This is a genomic window from Enterobacter chinensis, assembly GCF_034008295.1.
In the GTDB taxonomy this organism is placed as follows: domain Bacteria; phylum Pseudomonadota; class Gammaproteobacteria; order Enterobacterales; family Enterobacteriaceae; genus Enterobacter; species Enterobacter chinensis.
In genome coordinates, this window is the sequence record NZ_JARDVI010000005.1 from 1 (window position 1) to 21,683 (window position 21,683).

Genomic DNA, 21,683 nt, shown 5'->3' on the forward strand with positions numbered 1-21,683 from the left:
CGTTAAGAATCCATGTCACTTTGAGTGCCCACACAGATTGTCTGATAAATTGTTAAAGAGCAGTGCAACGCGGCTTTCGCTCACCGTTGCGAGGTGGCGTATATTACGCTTTCCTCTTTCAGAGTCAACCCGTTATTTCAGGATTTTTTCTCTTCAACCGACCGGGTTGTTTGTGAAGTGATTCACATCCGCCGTGTCGATGGAGGCGCATTATAGGCAGCCGCCGAGGAATGACAAGCGGAAAAATGCATTTTTATTCCAACCGCTCACCTTTTCACCAAAAAGGCTATTTTTGGTGCTTTTTAATCTCTTTTGGCAGCTCTGCCAGACTATTAATCACCCAATCTGCTGCATTCTCTGCTTCTGGCGTCACTGGCTTACCGGTACGCACTAATATTTTGGTTCCTACGCCCGCAGCCGCTGCCGCCTGCATATCTTCCAGTTTATCGCCCACCATATAAGAAGCAGCCATATCAATGTGCAGGAACTCCTGCGCAGAGATGAACATCCCCGGATGCGGCTTACGGCAATCACACGTCTGACGATACTCTTCTACTGTTCCCTGTGGGTGGTGTGGACAATAATAGATACCATCGAGATCCACACCGCGATCGGCCAGGGACCAGTCCATCCATTCCGTCAGCGTCTCGAACTGCGCTTCAGTGAATTTACCGCGTGCAATACCGGACTGGTTTGTCACAACCACCAGCGCATAACCCATCTCTTTCAGCTGGCGCATGGCATCTATTACGCCCTCGATAAACTCGAACTCATCAATCTCATGGACATAACCGTGATCCACATTAATAGTGCCATCACGATCGAGAAAAATTGCGGGTACTGATTTTGCCACCGGTTTGCTCCTGAAAAAGGCATGTTCGGCTAGTATCTCATGAATCGCAGCGCAATAAAGTGCTCATCGTACAGAGTTGGATTGATTTAGACGTCTGGATGCCTTAACATCCGTTTTGTTTACGGTCATCACCCGTATCTGGCAGAAGAAAATGCCACGGCTAACTTACATACGATAAAAATAATCTAATGATTAAACTTTCCAATATCACCAAAGTGTTCCAGCAGGGGAACCGAACCATTCAGGCGCTGAACAACGTCAGCCTGCATGTTCCTGCTGGTCAAATTTATGGCGTCATTGGCGCATCGGGTGCAGGTAAAAGTACGCTGATCCGTTGTGTTAACCTTCTTGAGCGCCCAACCCAGGGCAGCGTAGAAGTGGGTGGGCAAGAACTTACCGCCCTTTCAGAGAAAGAACTCACCAAAGCGCGTCGTCAGATTGGCATGATTTTCCAGCACTTTAACCTGCTGGCATCCCGCACCGTTTTCGGCAACGTCTCCCTGCCGCTTGAGCTGGATAATACGCCGAAAGAAGAAGTGAAGCGTCGCGTCACCGAACTGCTCGACCTTGTGGGTCTGGGCGACAAACATGATAGCTACCCGGCAAATCTGTCCGGCGGGCAAAAACAGCGTGTGGCCATTGCCCGCGCACTGGCCAGTAATCCAAAAGTACTGCTGTGCGATGAAGCCACCAGCGCATTAGACCCGGCCACCACGCGTTCTATTCTGGAACTGCTGAAGGACATCAATCGTCGTCTGGGCCTGACGATTCTTCTGATTACCCACGAGATGGATGTCGTAAAACGTATCTGTGATTGCGTCGCAGTGATCAGCAACGGCGAACTGATTGAGCAGGACACAGTAAGTGAAGTGTTCTCGCATCCGAAAACCCCGCTGGCGCAGCAGTTCATCCAGTCCACGCTGCACCTGGATATTCCGGAAGACTATCTGGAACGTCTGAAAACAGAACCGACTGCAGACAGCGTCCCGATGTTGCGCATGGAGTTCACCGGTCAGTCCGTTGATGCTCCCCTGCTTTCCGAGACCGCGCGTCGCTTTAACGTGAATAACAACATCATCAGCGCGCAGATGGATTACGCCGGTGGCGTGAAGTTCGGCATCATGCTGACAGAAATGCACGGAACACAAGAAGAAACCCAGGCTGCCATTGCCTGGCTGCAAGAACACCACGTAAAAGTAGAGGTACTGGGTTATGTCTGAGCCGATGATGTGGCTGCTGGTTCGCGGCGTTTGGGAAACGCTGGCAATGACCTTTGTCTCTGGCTTCTTTGGTTTTGTGATTGGCCTGCCGGTCGGCGTCTTGCTGTACGTGACGCGTCCGGGTCAAATCATTGAGAATGCGAAACTGTATCGGACGCTCTCTGCGCTGGTGAACATCTTCCGTTCTATCCCGTTCATTATCCTGCTGGTGTGGATGATTCCGTTTACCCGCGTGATCGTCGGTACATCTATCGGTCTGCAGGCGGCAATCGTTCCGCTGACCGTAGGCGCCGCGCCGTTTATTGCCCGTATGGTGGAAAACGCCCTGCTGGAAATCCCGACTGGCCTGATTGAAGCCTCACGCGCGATGGGAGCCACACCGATGCAGATCGTACGCAAAGTCCTGCTCCCTGAAGCACTGCCGGGGCTGGTGAACGCGGCAACCATTACGCTTATCACCCTGGTAGGGTATTCCGCGATGGGGGGTGCCGTCGGTGCCGGTGGTTTAGGTCAGATTGGTTATCAGTACGGCTATATTGGATATAACGCTACCGTGATGAATACCGTTCTGGTATTGCTGGTTGTTCTGGTTTACTTAATCCAGTTCTCTGGCGATCGCATCGTCCGGACTGTTACTCACAAATAACGTTACACACAACACAAACTCTACGAGTTAAGGATAAAACATGGCGTTTAAATTAAAGACCATTGCAGCGGTAGGCGCGCTGATCGGCTCTCTGGCACTGGTGGGTTGCGGTCAGGACGAAAAAGATCCAAACCACATTAAAGTGGGCGTTATCGTGGGTGCAGAACAACAGGTTGCTGAAGTCGCTCAGAAAGTGGCAAAAGAGAAGTACGGCCTGGACGTTGAGCTGGTGACCTTCAACGATTACGTTCTGCCAAACGAAGCGCTGAGCAAAGGCGATATCGACGCTAACGCCTTCCAGCATAAGCCTTACCTTGATCAGCAGATCAAAGATCGCGGCTATAAGCTGGTTGGTGTAGGTAACACCTTCGTTTATCCGATTGCCGGTTACTCTAAGAAAATTAAATCGCTGGACGAGCTTCAGCCGGGCTCTCAGGTTGCCGTGCCTAACGACCCAACCAACCTCGGTCGTTCCCTGCTGCTGCTGCAGAAAGTGGGCCTGATCAAACTGAAAGACGGTGTTGGTCTGCTGCCAACCGTTCTGGATGTCACTGAAAACCCGAAAAATCTGAAAATTGTTGAACTGGAAGCACCACAGCTGCCACGTTCCCTGGACGATGCCCAGATTGCCCTGGCCGTGATTAACACCACTTACGCCAGCCAGATTGGCCTGACGCCAGCCAAAGACGGTATCTTCGTTGAAGATAAAGACTCCCCGTACGTTAACCTGATTGTGACTCGCGAAGACAACAAAGACGCGGAAAACGTGAAGAAGTTCGTGCAGGCCTATCAGTCTGATGAAGTTTACCAGGAAGCCAACAAAGTGTTTAACGGCGGCGCTGTTAAAGGCTGGTAATCTCACCTCAGTGTAATATCATCAGGACGGGCTTATGCCCGTCTTGTCATTTGTGCAGTCAACTGATTCAATATCTGACGTTTTGATTATCCATTGAGGAAATATTATGCGTGCTTTACCGATCTGTCTTTTAGCACTCATGCTGAGCGGCTGTTCTATGCTAAGCAGATCTCCCGTTGAACCTGTTCAAAGCACGGCAACCCCGCCAAAAACAGAGCCTGCGAAACCGAAAGTGGTTCGCCCTGCGCCGGTTCGCATTATCACTAAAGCAGACGAACTCGTCGGTAAACCGTTCCGTGAACTGGGTGAAGTGAGCGGCGATTCCTGTCAGGCGACCAATCAGGACTCACCACCGAATATCCCGACAGCGCGTAAACGTATGCAGATTAATGCCGCAAAAATGAAAGCCAATGCGGTACTGCTGCACAGCTGCGAAGTCACCAGCGGCACACCGGGCTGCTACCGTCAGGCGGTTTGCATCGGTTCGGCGCTGAACATTACGGCAAAATGAGTGCATTTCAGTTCGAGCAGATAGGCGTTATCCACTCTCCTTATAAAGAGAAGTTTGCCGTACCTCGCCAGCCCGGTCTTGTCACCAGCGGCGGCGGTGAGCTTCACCTGATAGCGCCTTACAATCAGGCCGATGCGGTACGCGGGCTCGAGGCTTTCAGCCATTTATGGGTAGTATTCGTGTTTCACCAGACGATGGAAGGTGGCTGGCGTCCTACCGTGCGTCCTCCTCGTCTTGGCGGAAATGCAAGAATGGGCGTGTTTGCGACTCGTTCGACCTTCCGCCCAAACCCCATCGGTATGTCGCTGGTTGAACTGAAAGGCATACGTTGCCAGAAAGATCAGGTGATACTGGAGTTAGGTAGCCTGGACCTGGTAGATGGTACGCCGGTTATCGACATCAAACCCTATTTGCCCTTCGCCGAAGCACTCCCGGACGCGCGCGCCAGTTACGCTCAGGACGCACCGCAGGCAGACATGCCTGTCTATTTTACGCCTGAAATAGCCTCGCAGCTCAGTCAACTGGAGAAACGCTATCCTCGATTGCGGAATTTCATCACCGAAGTTCTGGCCCAGGACCCCCGTCCGGCCTATCGTAAAGAAGAGGAAGCAGGAAAAACGTACGCCGTCTGGCTGCTCGATTTTAACGTTCGCTGGCGCGTCACTGGGGCAGGTTTTGAAGTGTTTGCCCTTGAACCCAGGTAATTTTGTTCTCCTCTCTTTTGGCATCTTTGCCACACTGGTAAACTAAACCACTTTTTTGTGTCAGGCTGGTGTTTCAGCCTGTTCCAATCGTCGAAATGGAACCGTAACAACATGCGTACTAGCCAATATTTGCTCTCCACTCTGAAGGAGACGCCTGCCGACGCCGAAGTGATCAGCCATCAGCTGATGCTGCGCGCCGGGATGATCCGCAAGCTGGCCTCCGGGTTATATACCTGGCTGCCGACCGGCGTGCGCGTCCTGAAAAAAGTCGAAAACATCGTGCGTGAAGAGATGAACAACGCCGGTGCTATCGAGGTGTCCATGCCTGTGGTTCAGCCCGCTGACCTGTGGCAGGAGAGTGGCCGCTGGGAGCAGTATGGTCCGGAACTGCTGCGCTTCGTCGATCGCGGCGAGCGTCCGTTCGTTCTCGGCCCAACGCATGAAGAAGTCATTACCGACCTGATTCGTAATGAGCTGAGCTCATACAAACAGCTGCCGCTGAACTTCTTCCAGATCCAGACCAAGTTCCGTGACGAAGTCCGCCCACGTTTCGGCGTCATGCGCTCTCGCGAATTCCTGATGAAAGATGCTTACTCTTTCCATACTTCTCAGGAATCCCTGCAAGAGACCTACGACAAAATGTACGAGGCATACAGCAAAATCTTCTCCCGCATGGGTCTGGATTTCCGCGCTGTGCAGGCTGATACCGGTTCCATCGGCGGTAGCGCATCCCATGAATTCCAGGTGCTGGCACAGAGCGGCGAAGACGATGTGATCTTCTCTGACTCCTCTGATTACGCGGCGAATATCGAATTTGCAGAAGCGCTGGCACCAAAAGCACCGCGCGGCGCGGCAACGGAAGAGATGAAGCTGGTTGATACGCCAAACGCGAAAACCATTGCCGAGCTGGTTGAGCAGTTCAACCTGCCTGTCGAAAAAACCGTTAAAACGCTGCTGGTGAAATCCACCGAAGGGAGCGCTTACCCGCTGGTTGCCCTGCTGGTACGTGGCGATCACGAGCTTAACGAAGTCAAAGCTGAGAAGCTGCCGCAGGTCGCCAGCCCGCTGACGTTCGCAACGGAAGCGGAAATCCGTGCCGTGGTAAATGCAGGTCCAGGCTCGCTGGGTCCGGTGAATATGCCGGTTCCTGTTGTCATTGACCGCACGGTAGCCGCGATGAGCGACTTCTCCGCCGGTGCGAACATCGACGGTAAACATTACTTCGGCATTAACTGGGATCGCGACGTGGCGACGCCTGAAGTGGCAGATATCCGTAACGTGGTCGCAGGCGATCCAAGCCCGGACGGCCAGGGTACCCTGATGATTAAGCGCGGTATCGAAGTCGGTCACATCTTCCAGCTGGGAGATAAATACTCTCGTGCGCTGAACGCTGCTGTTCAGGGTGAAGATGGCCGTAACCAAATCCTGACCATGGGTTGCTACGGTATCGGGGTGACGCGTGTGGTAGCTGCAGCAATTGAGCAGAACTACGACGAGCGTGGCATCGTCTGGCCGGACAATATCGCGCCGTTCCAGGTTGCGATCCTGCCAATGAACATGCACAAGTCTTACCGCGTGCAGGAGCTGGCCGAGAAACTTTATGCCGAGCTGCGCGCGCAGGGTATCGAAGTGCTGATGGACGATCGTAAAGAGCGTCCGGGCGTGATGTTTGCCGATATGGAACTGATCGGTATCCCGCATACCGTCGTTATCGGCGACCGCAACCTCGACAGCGATGAGATTGAATACAAATACCGTCGCAGCGGTGAAAAACAGATGATCAAGACCGGCGACATTCTTGATTACCTGCTGAAAGCCATCAAAGGCTAAACAAAAAACCCCGCTCAGGCGGGGTTTTTTAATGGATAATCGTCAGCTTATTTACTGTTACAGTCTTTGCCCGCAACAAATTTCGCGTCTTTATCTGCCACCAGCGTTTTCACCATCTCACCGCTATCCGGGTTTGGCTCCAGCGTAAAGTGACCGTCAACCGTCAGCAGTACCGGCTTGCTGTCATTGCCGCGCGCAACCGCGTAATCACGCTCAAGCTGCGCATTGTTTGCTACGCTGACTTTCCTGCCGGTTGCGCAGTCGGTAAAGATCGCCGCATCAGCCATATAGAAGTACATTCCCCGCATTGCCATCGGCGTGGCAGGCAGGGCCGCTTTCACCGGGGCCAGCGTGTAGTTGAACTGCGATTCAATCGGATTGCCTTCGCGGTCAAGCATCTCCATCCCCTCGCCTTTGGCACGGAAATAGGTTTTCTCGCCAGCGGTATCCGTCAGAACCAGCTTCTCAGCCGTACGCGCCCATGTCCCGTAAGCCGCAAATGACGAAGGTTCTTTAGCGCCCTGATAACGCTGATTCATGACCCAGGTCCCGTCTTTTTGCAGGAACAGAGATGTTTCGATGCCTTCACAGTCCGCGCAAGGCAATACGCCGCGCCAGCTCTGCTGCATTGGCTTTAACTCTTCATTCTGCGCGGGCTGCATTACCTGCGTTTCAGAACGGTTGTTACACCCGAAAAGCGCAAACAGCGTACTCACTGCCAGCGCTGATAATAATGCTTTTTTCACAATGAATTCCTTATGAAAATTGTGTTCCCTTTCGTCACTCTGTCGAGCGACGAACTTTACCGCGTAGTGCTTTCACTGTGGATTTTTGGGCCTTCGAGGACAGCCGACGCTCTTTCGATGCGCGGGTTGGTCGCGTTGCCCGGCGGCTTTTTTGTACTGCCGTTAACTCTTTAATGACTGCCACCAGCCTGGCTATCGCCGCTTCCCGGTTTAACTCCTGGCTGCGGTATTCCTGAGCTTTGATCACAATCACGCCATCGCTGGTGATAAGGTGATGACTGGCGGCGAGCAGGCTTTCTTTATAATACTCTGGCAGGCTTGAGGCCCGAATGTCAAAACGCAAATGGATAGCCGTGGAAGCCTTGTTAACGTGCTGTCCGCCTGCCCCCTGAGCCCGAATGGCGGTGATCTCCAGCTCATTGTCAGGAATGCTGACGTTTCGGGACAAGACGATCATGACGCGGGTTGCCACGCCGTCAAATGAATTTCCAGATTATTCTGAGAATCAGAGAGCCAGATTGCGCCGTCCTGAATCGTCGCCTGCAACACCATGGTCCGGCCGGCAAACTCGCTCAACTGCGCCAGCTGCTCATCATCCAGATACCAGACCGTAAGATTTTTAAACTGTCCGCACTTGCTCTTGCTTTGCTGCCACCAGATCTCCGCAGCGCGCTGGTTATACGCGAATAACGCCACTTTAGCGGACTGGGTGCAGGCCTTCTTTATCCTGCGCTCGTCCGGCAGGCCGAGTTCGATCCACAAGTCGATACCCAGATGATCGTTACGCAGCCAGGCTTCAGGCTCGTCTTCCGCGCTTAACCCACGGGTAAATTGCAGACGCTCGTCAGCGTACTTTATCCACGCCAGCAGGCGCAGAATCATGCGCTCCTGGGTTTCAGAGGGGTGGCGTGCCAGAGTAAGCGACGCATCCAGGAACTGGTTGCGATCAAGATCGGCCACATTGACCACTGCTTTATAGATTGTCGCTTTCAGCGCCATGAGAGAACTCCATTCGAATCAGGCGCCCATTGTAGCGAAAACAGCGGCAAAAGGCTGTTATGGGGTGTTAAATAGACCGCTATCAAGGCTCTGATATTGCTTAAATGAGTATGGTATAGTCACCTTGCTAAACCGAGTTTATCTTCGTAGGCTTAATGATATCTCACAGTAGGTCAGTGCGCTGGCGGGAGGGGATGTGAATAATTATTGTGAGTTAATTCGCAAACGGTATGCGGAAATCGCCAGCGGAGATCTGGGGTATGTCCCGGACGCGTTGGGCTGTGTATTGAAGGTGCTTAATGAAGTGGCCTCTGATGAGGGCCTTTCGGAGTCGGTCAGGGAAAAAGCAGCGTATGCTGCGGCGAATTTACTGGTGAGCGATTATGTCGATGAATGATACTTATCAACCTATCAATTGTGATGACTATGACAACCTCGAACTCGCCTGCCAGCAGCATTTAATGCTGACGCTGGAATTAAAAGATGGCGAAGTGCTGAAGGGGAAAGCCAGCGATCTGGTTTCACGTAAGAATGTGGAATATCTGATAGTGGAAGATGCCGGCGCAACGCGTGAGTTGCGTCTGGATAAAATTGCCAGCTTCAGCCACCCGCAAATCGGCACCGTCGTGGTGAGTGAATCCTGATGACACCAACGGGCAGCAAGGCTGCCCGTTACGCTTTCTGCCATTCAAAACTGACACCCTCTTCCGACCATCCCTCTTCCGTGATGAAGACGCCCGCAGCAGCAATCAACGCTTCACCGTAGAACAGTAGCGGCGTGGTGTCGCGCAGCCACGGCGGCACGTTACTCTCCTGCCATATTTTCTTCAGCTTGCGTCCCCCCTTACGCCCGACGATATGCAGCATACCGCCAACCTTAAAGCGCACGGTTACCGGTTCGCCGGGCTTCGGCAGCCGCACATGACCAGACGGTATGAGAGAAACACGTCCCGCCTCACAAGGCAATATCAGCGGTGCCTCAGGAGAAAGCCAGTCGAGCACCACATCAGTCAGTGAGGGCGTGGATTTTATCCACCAGAGTTCCCCTTTATAGCGCCTTACGTCAAAACCATTCAGGTGTACGCACGGGGAAGCGTCATCCCGCGCCAGTGCGACTTCGTCCCAGATGCGGCTCAGCATCGTCCGCGACGGCATCGCTGCGTGATGAGAGGCCAGCCAGCGTCGTAACAGTGCGGCGCGCCGTACCGGGCTCATTTCTTTCAGCGGTGCAATCGCCAGCGCCCCGTCTTCAGAAATCAGTTCATCCAGCTCTTCACTCAGCAACTCATCCAGCAAGGATTCCTGTTCGGCGCACAGCATGGCGCTTCTTGCTGTCGCATCAGCAAAATGCGGCCAGCGTTCGGTCAACAGCGGGAGAACGCGCAGACGCAGGAAGTTACGGTCGTAGCTATCATCCTGATTGCTCTCATCTTCAATCCAGCTCAGCTGATGTTCTCGCGCCCACTCTTCCAGCGACGCACGCGTCTCGCCAAGCAGCGGACGCAGTAATGTTGTGCCGGCAAAGCCAGAACGCTCAGGCATAGCAGATAGACCCGCCGGCCCGCTGCCCCGCTTAAGCGCCAGCAAAAATGTTTCGCACTGGTCATCCAGGTGCTGGGCCGTGACAAGCACTTCGCCGGGCTGCAATGCACCGGTAAAAGCGGCATAGCGGGCTTTACGCGCCTGCGCCTCAATGCCCAACCCTTCATCCACAAGCGTGACGCGCTCAACGAGAAGCGGGATCGCCCATGCCGCACACAAGGCTTCGCAGTGCACCACCCACTCCTCTGCATAAGGACTTAATCCGTGATGGATATGCATAGCCCGAAGCTGGACGTCAGGCTCCCGGTCGCGCCAGAGTTTAAGACGATGGAGTAGAACGGTGGAATCCAGGCCACCGCTAAACCCCACCAGCAGCTGGCGGTACGGTGAAACGGCTTGTGCGATAGCGGGTAAGGTCATAGGAAATTACACATAAAAAATGCCCGAACTGAGCGGGCATTATCACACAGGACAAACATTACTGCTGGTAAAGCTCCAGCGGCAGGCCGTCCGGATCGTTGAAAAAGGTAAAACGCTTGTCGGTAAACGGATCGACACGGATCGGTTCGCACGTTACGCCGTGAGACTCCAGATGTTTTACCGCGCTATCCAGGTCATCAACGCTGAAGGCAAGATGGCGCAGTCCACAGGCTTCCGGACGGGACGGACGGGCAGGCGGAAAAGGAAAAGAGAACAGTTCAATCACATATTGCCCGTTTAATGCGAGATCCCCCTTCCAGGAGTCACGCTCCTCGCGGTACGCTTCGCTCAACAGCGTAAAGCCAAGGATGTCGCAGTAGAAGGCCTTACTTTTTGCGTAATCGGTCGCAATGATCGCAATATGGTGAACCTGTTTTAAACCCAGCATAGCTTCTCCTTTTTATGATGCCTGAACGTTACAACCGAAAACCCGCACCTTGCAAGCGGTCACCCTTATTTTAGGACTCGCACCCAGTAAACACCGTTCTCGTCGCGCTTCGCACCGTGAATATCCGTTTCAAAACCGGGGTAGTGACGCCCTACCGAACAGAGCATCAGCAGAAAATCGAGCACGGCCCGACTCTCTTCGGTAATCATCTCTCCTGGCATCAGGAGCGGCACGCCCGGCGGGTAAGGCAGGATCATATTGGCCGATACGCGCCCGACCAGATTTTCCAGCTCGACGGTCTCGACCTCCCCTTTCACCTGGCGCTGCCACGCCTTGTGCGGGGTAAACTTCATCTCCGGCAATACATCGAACGCCTGAAGCATTAGGCGCGGCAGATCGTGCTGGCGGATCAACCTGTGGATCCCCTGGGCCAGATCCTGAATACGCATATTGCGATAGAAGTCAGGATCTTCCGCGTAGAGATCCGGCAGCATGTTCTTCACCCGCAGGTTAAGATCGTAGGCGCGCTTAAACTCCATCAGGCCGCGCAACAACCCCATCGCACGGGTTTTATCGATCCCTATACTGAACAGGAACAGCAGGTTATAGGGGCCGGTTTTTTCCACCACCACACCCCGTTCATCAAGGAATTTCGCGACCAGCGCAGCCGGAATACCTTCATCGCTCATCTTGCCCAGTTCATCCATGCCCGGCGTCAGGATCGTCACTTTCACCGGGTCGAGGAACATATGATCGCTATCGGCATCCCGGAAGCCATGCCAGCCTTCCCCGGGCGAGACCGGCCAGCACTCCGCTTCATCAATCTCTTCCGGCTGCCAGATATCAAAGAACCAGCCGTCGGCTTCATCTTTTAGCCGCTGAACCTCTTTGCGGAAATGCAGCGCCCGCTCTACCGAACGATTGATGAGGCGTTTGCCGGGGTTGCCGCGCAGCATTGCCGCAGCTGTTTCAATGGAGGCCACCAGCGGATAGCTCGGTGAGGTAGTGGTATGCATCATAAAGGCTTCGTTAAAAGTCTCTTCGTCGTACTCGCCTTTGATGTGAATAAGCGAAGCCTGGGAAAAGGCGGCCAGCATTTTGTGCGTCGACTGCGTTTCGAAGAACACTTTACCCGGCACGCGTTCACCGCTCATGCCGCTTTTACCGGCGTAAATCGGGTGGAAGTTGGTATACGGCACCCACGCGGAATCGAAGTGGATCGACGGCACGTCCAGCGTTTCTTTAATCCAGTTAGTGTTGTACAGCAGACCGTCATAGGTCGAGTTGGTGATCACCGCATGGACAGGCCAGCTTGCGCCGGGCACTGCCGCGACCTTGCTTTCAATGGCTTCATGCGTAAACTCCCGGCGCGGAATGCCGCCAAGAATACCGAGCGCGTTACGCGTGGGTGACAGCCAGAGCGGTACGACGTCGCTCATCATGAGCAAGTGGGCCAGCGATTTATGGCAGTTACGGTCAATCAGTAAGGTACTGCCAGCAGGGGCAGCATACATACCGACGATTTTGTTCGAGGTCGAGGTGCCGTTGGTCACCATATAGCTCTGCTCGGCACCAAAAGTGCGGGCAATATACTCTTCGGCTTCGAGGTGCGGACCGGTGTGGTCGAGCAGAGAGCCTAGCTCAGTGACCGAAATTGACACGTCCGCTTTCAGCGTGTTGCCACCGAAGAAATCATAGAACAGGCAGCCCACCGGGCTTTTTTGGTAGGCCGTCCCCGCCATATGCCCTGGCGTACAGAAGGTATATTTGCCCTCCTTCACGTAAGTGAAGAGCGCGCGGGTAAACGGTGGCGTAATGTTATCGAGATATTCACCGGTGTATTGCTGAATGCGGGTCGCAATATCTTCCGCCACACCGAGCGAATATTCAAAGAACCACAGCGCCATACGCATATCATTGGCACTGACGTCCATGGTCGAGTGGGTATTAATAAACGCGTACAGTGGGAGATATTCGTTCAGCTTGTTGATATCGCTGCACAGTTCGAGGTCATATTCATCCCAGTCGAAGATCACGCCGCAGATACGCGGATTATGCTCGATGAACTTCAGCAGGTCGGCGCTATTGTGCGGCCAGATCAGCTGATACCCGCGCGACTGCAGGGCGTGTTCCAGCTCCTTGATGGGCTCGTCTTTATAGAAGACGCCGTGCGGCCCCATAATGGCAATGATATTCACGGTTACCTCCTTGAAAAACATTAGCTAAGCATAGTTAAGGTAAACGGCAGGTATAAAAAAAGCCGCAACATTGTGCGGCTTTTCAGATAATTGTGAAGCTTACGCGTAACCGTAGGTCATCAGACGCTGGTAACGGCGGTTGAGCAGATCTTCTTTGCTCAGCACGTCCAGATCCGCCAGGTCAGCCAGCAGCTGCGCTTTCAGGGAAGCAGCCATCACTTCCGGCTTACGATGCGCACCGCCCAACGGTTCCGGGATGATGGAATCGATTAGCTTAAGCTCTTTCAGGCGCGGCGCAATGATGCCCATCGCTTCTGCGGCCAGAGGTGCTTTGTCGGCACTTTTCCACAGAATAGACGCACAGCCTTCCGGGGAGATAACGGAATAGGTGCTGTACTGCAGCATATTCACTTTATCGCCCACGCCAATCGCCAGCGCACCGCCGGAACCACCCTCACCGATAACGGTACAGATGACCGGCACCTTCAGGCGAGACATTTCACGCAGGTTACGCGCGATAGCTTCAGACTGACCGCGCTCTTCCGCACCCACACCTGGGTATGCACCCGGAGTGTCGATGAAGGTGATGATGGGCATGTTGAAACGCTCAGCCATCTCCATCAGACGCAGGGCTTTACGGTAGCCTTCTGGTGCTGGCATACCGAAGTTACGACGGATTTTCTCTTTGGTTTCACGGCCTTTCTGATGACCAATGATCATCACCGGGCGTCCGTCCAGACGCGCGATACCACCAACGATAGCTTTATCGTCAGCGTATGCGCGATCGCCTGCCAGTTCGTCAAATTCGTCAAACGCCAGGCGGACATAATCCAGGGTGTACGGACGCTGTGGATGGCGAGCCAACTGGGCTACCTGCCATGCGCCGAGATCGGCAAAGATTTTGCGCGTCAGTTCTACGCTTTTCTCGCGCAGACGATGCACTTCTTCGTCGATGTTAATATCCAGTTTTTCATCCTGACGGCTTACCGCTGTCAGAGAATCGATTTTCGCTTCCAGCTCAGCAATCGGCTGTTCGAAATCAAGGAAATTCAGACTCATAGTATTCCTGTATTAGTCAAACTCCAGTTCCACCTGCTCCGAACCAATGAGGCCACGGAGATCGTTAAGTAAACGATCGCTCGGAGAGACACGCCACGTTGCACCAAAGCGCAACCGCGCACGTGCATCCGCCCTCTGATAGTAGAGATGTACTGGAATTGTCCCCGAGCGGTGGGGTTCCAGAGACTGACGGAGTCGGTTTAAAAGCTGGTCATCAATTTGCCTGTCCGTCAGCGAGATAGCAAGCCCGCGAGCATATTTTTCCCGGGCTTCGTCAATGTCCATCACTTCGCGGGCGGTCATTTTAAGCCCCCCGCTGAAGTCATCAAAGCTGACCTGTCCGCTGACGATAAGTATGCGGTCTTTTTCCAGCAAGTGCTGGTATTTATCCAGCGCGTCGGTGAACAACATCACCTCCAGACGCCCGGAACGGTCATCCAACGTACAGATGCCGATACGATTGCCGCGCTTGGTGACCATAACCCTTGCAGCAATCACGAGCCCCGCAGCCGTGGTGATTTTACCACGTTCTGTCGGATGCATGTCTTTCAGCCGATAGCCTCCGACATAGCGCTCAATTTCTTTAATGTACTGGTTGATCGGGTGACCCGTCAGGTACAGTCCCAACGTTTCACGCTCGCCATCCAGCACCACTTGTTCTGGCCACGGCTGGCAGCTGGCATAAGACTGCTCGATCTGCTCCGGTTCTTCCGCCAGTACGCCGAACATATCCGCCTGACCAATGGCTTCCGCTTTTGCGTGCTGATCCGCCGCTTTCAGGGCGTCGCCGAGAGAGTTCATTAGCGCGGCCCGGTGCGGGCCCAGCCTGTCGAACGCGCCGGACATGATCAGCTTTTCAAGCACGCGGCGGTTTAGTTTTTTGGTATCGGTACGGGCGCAAAGATCGAACAGCTCGCGGAAATAACCGCCGTTGTTACGCGCTTCGAGGATCGCCTCGATTGGCCCCTCGCCCACGCCTTTGATCGCGCCGATCCCGTAGACAATTTCCCCATGCTCATTGACGTGGAAATGGTAAAGACCCGAGTTAATATCCGGCGGCAGGATCTTCAGTCCCATGCGCCAGCATTCATCTACCAGCCCCACCACCTTCTCGGTGTTGTCCATATCGGCGGTCATTACCGCCGCCATAAATTCAGCAGGATAGTGCGCTTTCAGCCACAGCGTCTGATACGAGACCAAAGCATAGGCGGCAGAGTGGGATTTGTTAAACCCGTACCCGGCGAATTTTTCAACCAGGTCAAAGATCTTGATCGCCAGTTCGCCATCAATGCCGTTTTTTCTCGCGCCTTCCTCGAAGGTGCCGCGCTGCTTGGCCATCTCTTCCGGCTTTTTCTTACCCATTGCTCGACGCAGCATATCCGCACCACCAAGGGTATAGCCAGAGAGCACCTGAGCAATCTGCATAACCTGTTCCTGATACAGGATAATGCCGTAGGTTGGCTCCAGTACCGGTTTCAGACTTTCATGCTGCCACTGCACGTCCGGGTAGGAAATCTCTTCGCGCCCGTGCTTACGGTCGATAAAGTTATCAACCATCCCAGACTGCAGCGGGCCCGGACGGAACAGGGCTACCAGGGCGATCATATCTTCGAAACAGTCAGGCTGCAGGCGCTTAATCAGATCTTTCATGCCGCGGGATTCAAGCTGGAAGACGGCGGTAGTCTCCGAGCGCTGCAGCATGTCGAAACTTTTCTTGTCATCCAGCGGGATGGCTGCAATGTCTATCGGCTCAAGGCCCTGCTTTTCCCGGCGCGGGTTGATCATCTTCAGCGCCCAGTCGATGATCGTCAGCGTACGCAGGCCGAGGAAGTCAAACTTCACCAGCCCGGCGTATTCCACGTCGTTCTTATCAAACTGAGTAACCGGATGCTCACCCGCTTCATCGCAGTAGAGCGGCGCGAAATCGGTAATTTTGGTCGGCGCGATAACCACGCCCCCCGCATGCTTACCGGCATTACGCGTGACGCCTTCCAGCTTACGCGCCATGTCGATCAGCGCTTTAACTTCTTCGTCGGCTTCGTAGATTTCCGGCAGCTGCGGCTCGGCTTCAAACGCTTTTGCCAGCGTCATGCCCGGATCGGGCGGCACCAGCTTAGAAATACGATCGACAAACCCGTAAGGGTGGCCCAGCACGCGTCCAACATCACGGATAACCGCTTTCGCCGCCATCGTACCGAACGTAATAATCTGCGATACCGCATCACGGCCGTACATATCGGCGACGTGCTCGATCACCTGATCACGTTTCTCCATGCAGAAGTCGACGTCGAAGTCGGGCATCGAGACACGTTCCGGGTTGAGGAAACGTTCAAACAACAGATCAAATTCCAGCGGATCGAGGTCGGTAATTTTTAGCGCATAGGCCACAAGCGATCCCGCACCGGAGCCACGCCCCGGTCCAACCGGTACGCCGTTATCCTTTGACCACTGGATGAACTCCATTACGATCAGGAAGTAGCCCGGGAAACCCATCTGGTTGATCACCTGGAGTTCAATATCCAGGCGTTCATCGTACGGCGGACGCTTCTCTTTGCGAACGGCTTCATCCGGGAACAGGAATTCCAGACGCTCTTCCAGGCCCTCTTTCGATTTCACAACCAGGAAATCTTCCGTGGTCATGTCTCCTGTCGGGAACTGCGGCAGGAAATACTCGCCGAGGCGGACGGTAACGTTACAGCGCTTGGCAATCTCTACGCTGTTTTCCAGCGCTTCCGGGATATCGGAGAAAAGCTCACACATCTCCTCTTCGCTGCGCATGTACTGCTGCGAAGAGTAATTGCGCGGTCGTTTGGGATCGTCCAGCGTGAAGCCATCATGGATCGCCACGCGAATTTCGTGAGCGTCAAAATCACCCGCTTCAAGGAACCGCACATCGTTGGTTGCCACCACGGGCAAGCCGCGCTCTTCTGCCAGAGCCACAGCGGCATGGAGATAGCTCTCTTCGTCCTGGCGCCCGGTGCGGATCAACTCCAGATAATAACGATCCGGGAAATACTCTTCATAGAATGACACGCACTGATCCACCAGCACGCTATTACCACGCAGCAGGCATTTGCCGACATCGCCCATACGGCCGCCGGAGATCAGCAGCAGCCCCTCGTTAAGCTCAGCCAGCCAGTCGCGGTCGATCCACGGCCCCAGCGCGCCATACCCGCGTTGGTAGGCTTTTGAGATAAGCAGAGTGAGGTTTTGATAGCCCGTGTTGTTCATCGCCAGCACGGAGATTTGCGTCATTTCATCGCCGATGAGATCGCTCTGCACGTGAAAATCTGCGCCGACGATAGGCTTCATCCCCGCGCCATGCGCCGTTCCGTAGAACTTCACCAGGCCACACAGGTTGGTAAAATCGGTGATCGCCAGCGCGGGCATGCCAAGGGAGGCCGCCTTTTTTACCAGCAGCCCGGTCTTCGCCAGCCCATCGATCATGGAGTAGTCGCTATGCACCCGCAGGTGTACGAAACGTGGTTCAGCCATCTTCAGATTCCGCGTTACTTAATTGCTTGCGTATTGATTCAGGACACCAGTCCCAGCGCGCGTTTCACCGGGCCAAAGCTGCGCCGGTGATGTTCGGTTGCGCCATGTTCAGCCAGTCTTTCCAGATGGAAAGCGGTGGGATACCCCTTATGCTGGGCGAAACCGTACTGAGGATAAGTCAGGTCCAGCGCGGCCATTTCGGCGTCGCGTGACACTTTGGCAATAATAGAAGCTGCGCTGATTTCTGCGACCCGGCTATCGCCTTTGACGACCGCCATTGAAGGCATTGGCAATGCCGGACAGCGGTTGCCGTCAATCAGGACATATTCAGGGGAAATTTTCAAACCCGCAACCGCACGCTGCATCGCCAGCATCGTGGCATGCAAAATATTCAACTCGTCTATTTCATGCGGCTCAGCGCGCCCCAGGCTCCAGGCCAGCGCCTTCTCCTGAATCTCACTAAACAGCGCCAGCCGGCGCTTTTCGGACAATTTTTTAGAGTCGTTCAGCCCGATAATCGGGCGAGCCGGATCGAGGATCACCGCAGCGGTCACCACTGCCCCCACTAACGGGCCACGACCCACTTCGTCCACGCCCGCCACAAGGTGGGTATGAGGATAAACAAATTCCATCATTTTGCTAACTCCAGCACCGCATCAGCCGCTTGCTCATCGGCGTTACAGCGGATCTGCAAATGCAGCTCGCGGAACGTATCATGCATCTGGTGACTGGTCTTACCGTTTGCAAGCAGTGGGAGCAACGCATCGGCAAGCAGCCGCGGCTGGCACTCATCCTGCAACAGCTCTTTTACCAGCTCGCGCCCGGCAAGCAGGTTTGGCAGGGAGACATAATCCGTTTTCACCAGACGTTTTGCCAGCCAGAAAGTGAACGGCTTCATGCGATAACCGACCACCATCGGACATTTCGCCAGCATACATTCCAGCGCCGCCGTGCCGGAGGCCAGCAGTGCGGCATCGCTCGCATACATCGCTTCCCGCCCTTTCCCGTCCAGAAGACGAACGTGAAGATCCGGGGCGACTTCCGCCTTGATGCGCTCAAACTGCTCGCGGCGTTTGGCATTGACCAGGGGCACCACGACTTCCAGATCGGGATAGGTCTGGCGAAGAATTTGCGCGGTCTTGAGGAAATCTGCGCTCAGCATCTCAACTTCTGCGCCACGGCTGCCCGGCAGCAATGCCAGACAGTGCACATCATGAGGGATGCCCAGCACGTCGCGCGCCGCGTTTTTATCCGGCTCAAGCGGCATCGCATCCGCCATGGTATGACCGATAAAACGGCACGGAACATTGAATTTGTCGTAAAACGCTTTTTCGAAAGGCAGGAAAGCCAGCACCAGGTTGGTGGACCGCCCAATTTTGAAAACACGTTTCTGTCGCCACGCCCAGACGGACGGACTGACATAGTGAATGGTTTTAATGCCCTGCTTTTTCAGATTCCCTTCGAGGGTAATGTTGAAATCAGGTGCATCGATACCGACAAACACGTCGGGTTTGAGTTCGGTAAAGCGGCGGGTGAGATCGGCACGGATGTGCAGCAAACGGCGTAGCCGTCCCAGCACCTCCACGATACCCATCACGGCCAGCTCTTCCATTTCATACCAGGCTTCACAGCCTTCGGCCTGCATCAGCGGGCCAGCAACGCCCACAAAGCGTGCGTTAGGTACACGCGCCTTAAGCGCGCGGATGAGACCGGCACCAAGAATATCGCCGGAGGTTTCTCCGGCGACCAGGGCTATCGTAAGCGGACGACTGTCGACCATTAACGAATCAGACCCCTTGTTGAACGGTCAAAGAATTCCATGAACGCGTTCACTTCCGGGTGCTTATTCGCCAGCTCGGCAATGTCCGGCTTCGCCTCTTCCAGCGTTTTGCCGCTACGGTACAGCAATTTGTACGCGTTGCGGATGGCAGTAATCGCTTCGCGGCTAAAACCACGACGCTTGAGGCCTTCGATGTTCACGCCAAACGGCGTGGCATGGTTGCCCTGCGCAATCACATACGGTGGGACGTCCTGCGCCACACCGGAGCATCCGCCGACCATCACGTGTGCACCAATGATGCAGAACTGATGGACTGCGGTCATGCCGCCAATAATTGCGAAGTCATCAACCGATACGTGTCCTGCCAGCGTTGCATTGTTGGCAAGAATACAGCGGTCACCCACGGTACAGTCATGCGCGATATGCGCATTAACCATAAACAGGTTATCGCTGCCCACCTTCGTCAACCCACCACCCTGTACTGTTCCACGATGAATGGTAACGCTTTCGCGAATACGGTTACGATCGCCAATTTCCAGACGGGTCGACTCACCAGCATATTTAAGATCCTGGTTAACTTCGCCGATGGAGGCGAACTGATAGATCTCGTTATTGCAGCCAATGGTCGTATGACCATTCACGACAACGTGAGATTTCAGTACTGTACCCTCACCAATTTCGACATGGGGTCCAACAATACAAAACGGGCCAATGTGAACGTTAGCACCAATGATGGCACCGGTTTCCACAATCGCGGTAGGATGAATAAAGGCGGATTTATCAATCACGTATCAGGACTCCCGGCTACGAGCACACATCATCGTCGCTTCGCAAACAACTTTGCCGTCAACCATAGCTACGCCTTTGAAGCGAGTCAGGCCGCGACGCGTTTTTTCAAAAGTGACTTCCATGATCATCTGATCACCAGGCACGACAGGGCGCTTGAAGCGCGCTTCATCAATACCCGCGAAGTAATACAGCTCACCTGGCTCCAGTTTGCCGACGCTTTTAAACGCCAGAATACCGGTAGCCTGTGCCATAGCTTCCAGGATCAACACACCCGGGAAGATAGGTTTTCCCGGGAAATGTCCCTGGAAGAACGGCTCATTCACGGAAACATTTTTCACTGCGCGCAGAAAACGACCTTCTTCAAAATCCAGCACACGGTCTACCAGCAGAAACGGGTAGCGGTGCGGCAGAAGTTCTAAAATCTCTTCAATATGCAGAGTATGAGTGTCAGTAGTCAAAATACTCTTCCTGTCAAAATGTACTGATAACAATAATAACACGGCCTGCCGGTTTATTAGAAAGCCGACAGGCCGGGAAAAATAGCGTTAAACGGATGACGTTTAGTCTTGTTGATCGATTTTGCGCTCAAGAGACTTGAGACGCTTGCTCATATCATCAATGTTCATCACCAGAGCTGCTGTTTTACGCCATACCTTGTTGGGCTGGAGCGGAATGCCTGAGGAATAGACGCCAGGTTCAGTGATAGGACGCATTACCATGCCCATTCCCGTCACCGTCACCTTGTCGCATATTTCCATATGGCCATTAATCACGCTCGCACCGCCAATCATGCAATAACGGCCAATTTTCAGGCTGCCTGCCATGATGACGCCACCCGCAACCGCGGTATTGTCGCCAATCACGACGTTATGCGCAATCTGGCACTGGTTATCGATGATAACACCATTGCCAATGATCGTGTCGTCAAGTGCGCCACGGTCAATAGTGGTACAGGCGCCAATTTCCACGCGATCGCCAATAATAACGCGACCAAGTTGCGGAATTTTAACCCAATTACCACGATCGTTAGCGTAACCAAAACCATCAGAACCAATCACGGTACTGGACTGGACGAGGCAGTTTTCGCCAATGTCGACTTCATGGTAAACGGTCACATTGGCCCATAAACGGGTCCCGGCGCCGATTTTGGTATTTTTCCCAACGAAGCAACCCGGGCCAATAACGACGTTATCGCCCAGCACCACGCCGGATTCGATAACCGCATTTGCGCCAACGGCGACGTTGTTACCCAGCTTAGCCGTCGGATCAATCGCTGCACTGGCAGCAATGTTCTGGGCCGGCTGCGGCGTGGTATCAAGAATTTGAGCCATGCGTGCATACGTCAGGTAGGGGTTTTTCACTACCAGTGCGCTTACAGTGGCAAATGGAAGATCGTCCTGCGTCAGAACAACAGCTGACGCCTGGCATTGAGCCAGTTGCTCACGGTACTTAGGGCTTACCATGAAGGTAATCGTGCCAGCTTTAGCAGATTGCATGGACGCAACAGCGGTGATGACGATATCGCCATCACCGTGTAATTCTGCATCCAACTGCTGAGCTAAATCAGCCAGTCGAATTGAAGGCATT

Annotated in this window: 22 protein-coding genes; 8 read left to right on the forward strand and 14 right to left on the reverse strand. The window is 54.1% G+C overall.

Annotated elements, in window-relative coordinates; translation table 11 throughout:
- Positions 1-286 precede the first annotated feature (286 nt).
- A complete protein-coding gene (gmhB, locus tag PYW49_RS15145) occupies positions 287-853 on the reverse strand; it encodes a D-glycero-beta-D-manno-heptose 1,7-bisphosphate 7-phosphatase (protein WP_045907848.1) in 567 nt (188 codons plus the stop codon).
- 188 nt (positions 854-1,041) lie between these two features.
- Here gmhB and metN point away from each other — a divergent pair, with 188 nt between their 5' ends.
- From metN to proS, 6 genes are all read left to right on the forward strand, one after another.
- Positions 1,042-2,073 (forward strand): methionine ABC transporter ATP-binding protein MetN, encoded by a 1,032-nt coding sequence (gene metN, locus PYW49_RS15150; protein WP_134349730.1) that lies wholly within the window; start codon positions 1,042-1,044, stop codon positions 2,071-2,073.
- Entirely contained in the window at positions 2,066-2,719 is a 654-nt protein-coding gene (locus PYW49_RS15155; protein ID WP_014168730.1) for a methionine ABC transporter permease MetI, read from the forward strand. Before metN ends, PYW49_RS15155 begins: the two co-directional genes overlap by 8 nt.
- Before the next feature lie 40 nt (positions 2,720-2,759).
- On the forward strand, positions 2,760-3,575 hold the full coding sequence (metQ, locus tag PYW49_RS15160; RefSeq protein WP_134349729.1) for a methionine ABC transporter substrate-binding lipoprotein MetQ: 816 nt from the start codon (positions 2,760-2,762) through the stop codon (positions 3,573-3,575).
- Positions 3,576-3,681: 106 nt separating this feature from the next.
- On the forward strand, positions 3,682-4,086 hold the full coding sequence (gene rcsF, locus PYW49_RS15165) for an Rcs stress response system protein RcsF (RefSeq protein WP_032649711.1): 405 nt from the start codon (positions 3,682-3,684) through the stop codon (positions 4,084-4,086).
- Positions 4,083-4,790, forward strand: a complete 708-nt coding sequence (tsaA, locus tag PYW49_RS15170; protein WP_320386872.1) for a tRNA (N6-threonylcarbamoyladenosine(37)-N6)-methyltransferase TrmO — start codon at positions 4,083-4,085, stop codon at positions 4,788-4,790. Before rcsF ends, tsaA begins: the two co-directional genes overlap by 4 nt.
- A 111-nt stretch (positions 4,791-4,901) precedes the next feature.
- Positions 4,902-6,620, forward strand: a complete 1,719-nt coding sequence (gene proS, locus PYW49_RS15175; protein WP_320386873.1) for a proline--tRNA ligase — start codon at positions 4,902-4,904, stop codon at positions 6,618-6,620.
- Between the two features lie 47 nt (positions 6,621-6,667).
- On the opposite strand, the gene nlpE is transcribed toward proS, so the two are convergent.
- From nlpE to PYW49_RS15190, 3 genes are read right to left on the reverse strand one after another with little or no spacing between them, the layout of a single operon-like run.
- Positions 6,668-7,366, reverse strand: a complete 699-nt coding sequence (nlpE, locus tag PYW49_RS15180) for an envelope stress response activation lipoprotein NlpE (RefSeq protein ID WP_134349725.1) — start codon at positions 7,364-7,366, stop codon at positions 6,668-6,670.
- A 34-nt stretch (positions 7,367-7,400) separates the two neighbouring features.
- Positions 7,401-7,823 carry an alternative ribosome rescue aminoacyl-tRNA hydrolase ArfB gene (arfB, locus tag PYW49_RS15185; protein ID WP_320387069.1) on the reverse strand — a complete coding sequence of 141 codons (423 nt, stop codon included), beginning with the start codon at positions 7,821-7,823 and terminating at the stop codon, positions 7,401-7,403.
- Entirely contained in the window at positions 7,820-8,365 is a 546-nt protein-coding gene (locus PYW49_RS15190; RefSeq protein WP_320386874.1) for a YaeQ family protein, read from the reverse strand. The genes arfB and PYW49_RS15190 overlap by 4 nt, the downstream gene beginning before the upstream one ends.
- Positions 8,366-8,561: 196 nt before the next feature.
- Between PYW49_RS15190 and PYW49_RS15195 the strand changes: the two genes are divergently transcribed.
- Both PYW49_RS15195 and rof read left to right on the forward strand, forming a co-directional pair.
- Positions 8,562-8,762 (forward strand): YaeP family protein, encoded by a 201-nt coding sequence (locus PYW49_RS15195; RefSeq protein WP_032667327.1) that lies wholly within the window; start codon positions 8,562-8,564, stop codon positions 8,760-8,762.
- Positions 8,749-9,009: a Rho-binding antiterminator gene (gene rof / locus PYW49_RS15200; protein WP_134349723.1), complete on the forward strand. Its 261-nt coding sequence runs from the start codon at positions 8,749-8,751 to the stop codon at positions 9,007-9,009. Before PYW49_RS15195 ends, rof begins: the two co-directional genes overlap by 14 nt.
- Before the next feature lie 28 nt (positions 9,010-9,037).
- Here the strand turns inward: rof and tilS are convergent, their stop codons facing one another.
- The 10 genes from tilS to lpxD all read right to left on the reverse strand — a co-directional run bounded on the left by tilS (position 9,038) and on the right by lpxD (position 21,682).
- Positions 9,038-10,327 carry a tRNA lysidine(34) synthetase TilS gene (tilS, locus tag PYW49_RS15205; RefSeq protein ID WP_320386875.1) on the reverse strand — a complete coding sequence of 430 codons (1,290 nt, stop codon included), beginning with the start codon at positions 10,325-10,327 and terminating at the stop codon, positions 9,038-9,040.
- Positions 10,328-10,385: 58 nt separating this feature from the next.
- Positions 10,386-10,775, reverse strand: coding sequence for a VOC family protein (locus tag PYW49_RS15210; protein ID WP_134349720.1), 390 nt, complete (start codon positions 10,773-10,775; stop codon positions 10,386-10,388).
- A gap of 65 nt (positions 10,776-10,840) precedes the next feature.
- Positions 10,841-12,973, reverse strand: a complete 2,133-nt coding sequence (locus PYW49_RS15215; protein ID WP_320386876.1) for a lysine decarboxylase LdcC — start codon at positions 12,971-12,973, stop codon at positions 10,841-10,843.
- Positions 12,974-13,072: 99 nt separating this feature from the next.
- The gene (gene accA / locus PYW49_RS15220) at positions 13,073-14,032 is read right to left on the reverse strand and encodes an acetyl-CoA carboxylase carboxyl transferase subunit alpha (protein ID WP_008501895.1); all 960 of its coding nucleotides are present in this window, start codon (positions 14,030-14,032) and stop codon (positions 13,073-13,075) included.
- 12 nt (positions 14,033-14,044) lie between these two features.
- Entirely contained in the window at positions 14,045-17,527 is a 3,483-nt protein-coding gene (gene dnaE, locus PYW49_RS15225; protein ID WP_320386877.1) for a DNA polymerase III subunit alpha, read from the reverse strand.
- A 38-nt stretch (positions 17,528-17,565) separates the two neighbouring features.
- Positions 17,566-18,162, reverse strand: a complete 597-nt coding sequence (rnhB, locus tag PYW49_RS15230) for a ribonuclease HII (RefSeq protein ID WP_134349716.1) — start codon at positions 18,160-18,162, stop codon at positions 17,566-17,568.
- Positions 18,159-19,307, reverse strand: coding sequence for a lipid-A-disaccharide synthase (gene lpxB / locus PYW49_RS15235; protein WP_320386878.1), 1,149 nt, complete (start codon positions 19,305-19,307; stop codon positions 18,159-18,161). The genes rnhB and lpxB overlap by 4 nt, the downstream gene beginning before the upstream one ends.
- Complete coding sequence (gene lpxA / locus PYW49_RS15240; protein WP_237425543.1) at positions 19,307-20,095, reverse strand: acyl-ACP--UDP-N-acetylglucosamine O-acyltransferase; 789 nt, start codon at positions 20,093-20,095, stop codon at positions 19,307-19,309. Before lpxA ends, lpxB begins: the two co-directional genes overlap by 1 nt.
- A gap of 3 nt (positions 20,096-20,098) precedes the next feature.
- Positions 20,099-20,554, reverse strand: coding sequence for a 3-hydroxyacyl-ACP dehydratase FabZ (gene fabZ, locus PYW49_RS15245; RefSeq protein WP_134349713.1), 456 nt, complete (start codon positions 20,552-20,554; stop codon positions 20,099-20,101).
- 102 nt (positions 20,555-20,656) lie between these two features.
- Positions 20,657-21,682, reverse strand: a complete 1,026-nt coding sequence (gene lpxD / locus PYW49_RS15250) for a UDP-3-O-(3-hydroxymyristoyl)glucosamine N-acyltransferase (RefSeq protein ID WP_320386879.1) — start codon at positions 21,680-21,682, stop codon at positions 20,657-20,659.
- Position 21,683: the final 1 nt, after the last annotated feature.

Excerpts from the sequence above, each read along its gene's own strand:
- PYW49_RS15190 (WP_320386874.1), bottom strand. The coding sequence starts at position 8,365 with ATGGCGCTGAAAGCGACAATCTATAAAGCAGTGGTCAATGTGGCCGAT.
- PYW49_RS15210 (WP_134349720.1), bottom strand. The coding sequence starts at position 10,775 with ATGCTGGGTTTAAAACAGGTTCACCATATTGCGATCATTGCGACCGAT.
- dnaE (WP_320386877.1), bottom strand. The coding sequence starts at position 17,527 with ATGGCTGAACCACGTTTCGTACACCTGCGGGTGCATAGCGACTACTCC.
- rof (WP_134349723.1), top strand. The coding sequence starts at position 8,749 with ATGTCGATGAATGATACTTATCAACCTATCAATTGTGATGACTATGAC.
- proS (WP_320386873.1), top strand. The coding sequence starts at position 4,902 with ATGCGTACTAGCCAATATTTGCTCTCCACTCTGAAGGAGACGCCTGCC.
- lpxB (WP_320386878.1), bottom strand. The coding sequence starts at position 19,307 with ATGGTCGACAGTCGTCCGCTTACGATAGCCCTGGTCGCCGGAGAAACC.
- tilS (WP_320386875.1), bottom strand. The coding sequence starts at position 10,327 with ATGACCTTACCCGCTATCGCACAAGCCGTTTCACCGTACCGCCAGCTG.
- rnhB (WP_134349716.1), bottom strand. The coding sequence starts at position 18,162 with ATGATGGAATTTGTTTATCCTCATACCCACCTTGTGGCGGGCGTGGAC.
- tsaA (WP_320386872.1), top strand. The coding sequence starts at position 4,083 with ATGAGTGCATTTCAGTTCGAGCAGATAGGCGTTATCCACTCTCCTTAT.
- metQ (WP_134349729.1), top strand. The coding sequence starts at position 2,760 with ATGGCGTTTAAATTAAAGACCATTGCAGCGGTAGGCGCGCTGATCGGC.
- accA (WP_008501895.1), bottom strand. The coding sequence starts at position 14,032 with ATGAGTCTGAATTTCCTTGATTTCGAACAGCCGATTGCTGAGCTGGAA.
- arfB (WP_320387069.1), bottom strand. The coding sequence starts at position 7,823 with ATGATCGTCTTGTCCCGAAACGTCAGCATTCCTGACAATGAGCTGGAG.
- PYW49_RS15155 (WP_014168730.1), top strand. The coding sequence starts at position 2,066 with ATGTCTGAGCCGATGATGTGGCTGCTGGTTCGCGGCGTTTGGGAAACG.
- metN (WP_134349730.1), top strand. The coding sequence starts at position 1,042 with ATGATTAAACTTTCCAATATCACCAAAGTGTTCCAGCAGGGGAACCGA.
- rcsF (WP_032649711.1), top strand. The coding sequence starts at position 3,682 with ATGCGTGCTTTACCGATCTGTCTTTTAGCACTCATGCTGAGCGGCTGT.
- lpxD (WP_320386879.1), bottom strand. The coding sequence starts at position 21,682 with ATGCCTTCAATTCGACTGGCTGATTTAGCTCAGCAGTTGGATGCAGAA.